This window comes from Gammaproteobacteria bacterium (assembly GCA_035279405.1).
In the GTDB taxonomy this organism is placed as follows: domain Bacteria; phylum Pseudomonadota; class Gammaproteobacteria; order Natronospirales; family REEB76; genus REEB76.
Genome location: DATEHU010000038.1, coordinates 1 through 1204 on the forward strand (window position 1 = coordinate 1; position 1204 = coordinate 1204).

Sequence of the window (1204 nt, forward strand, 5' to 3'; positions counted from 1 at the left end):
GCTGTGGGAATGTGGGAATCCGGCGTTTGTGCTTTTCGCCGGATTTCCAAGCGCGGAGGGAAGCGTGGGAAACTCGCTTTGGTTTTTGGAGTTTTCCAGGCTTTCCTCGGCGCGTCATTTCCACAGCGTGGCGCCCGCGCCTTTTTCGAACTCTCCAGCGGCTCGCCCGTAGCGCTGAAGCGCCCGACGACGTGCGGTCCGTAGACAATCGTCACCCGCTCGTCCAGATGCTCGCAGATCGTCACCCGGCAGCCGGCGAGCGTTCCCCGCCACGTCGTGCGCTCGATCTGCCACACCCGCTCTCCCCATTGCACGGTGTTGTCCTTGGCCACTACCCGCTCCTGCTGCACCGAGAAGATGCGATCCAGATCCTGGCCCTGGACCGGCACAAAGGCGTGCCCTTTCTCCGTCGCGGGTACGCTGAACTTCCGGTTCATCTCCGGTATCGAGGTCTCCCGCAAAAAGCGGTTGGCTTCCTCCACCGTGCCGATCCCGGCCAGGCGCAGTTCCTGCGGCCAGCGCCCTTGCCAGGTGCCGAAGCGACGCTCGCTCCGTCCCCGTGCTTGCGGCGAGTAGGCCGGAATCATCTGAATGCCCAGTTCGTGCAGCGCCCGTCCCACCTGCGTGAGACGGTGGGGATCGACCGGCCCGCCCGCCTTCGGCGTCTCGAAGAAATGGCTCCCCCGGTCGCTGTAGAGCGCGCAGAAACGCCCCTTCCGCTCGATCACTTCCTTCAGCGCCGCCATCACCGTGCGGGTCGATTCTTCCTCCACCAACTGCGCGTAATAGGTCTCGCTGGTGGCGTCATCCACCACTTCAATCAAGTCATACCAGCGCTGGTCCTGAAACCACGGGTGCTTGCTCCCGTCCAAGTGCAGCAGCATCCCGGGCAGCGGCCGCCGCGGCCGGCGCTTGCGATGCACGCCCCGCTTGCGTCCCTTCTTCACCAGCCCTGCTCCTTGCAACGCCAGCTTCACCCAGGTGTAGCTCAGCCCGATTCCATGCACCTCCCGCAGCTTCTCGTGAAAGTGCCGCACGTTCAGGTCGAAGTATTTCTCCCGGTAGAGCTGCAACACTTCCTCAGCCTTCTCCAGCTCCACCCGCTTGGGACTGGGCCGGCCACGCCGCCGGTCGAACCGTCCGTCGTAACCGTGCTTCTGGTAGCGCTGTCTCCAACGCCGCATGCTGCGATCCGAGATCCCCA

Annotated in this window: 1 protein-coding gene; it reads right to left on the reverse strand. The window is 64.3% G+C overall.

What is annotated here, in order from left to right; genetic code table 11:
* The coding region (locus VJR90_09140) for an ISNCY family transposase (GenBank protein HKV97639.1) at positions 1–1184 on the reverse strand (1184 nt) is incomplete at its 3' end.
* Between the last annotated feature and the right edge of the window lie 20 nt (positions 1185–1204).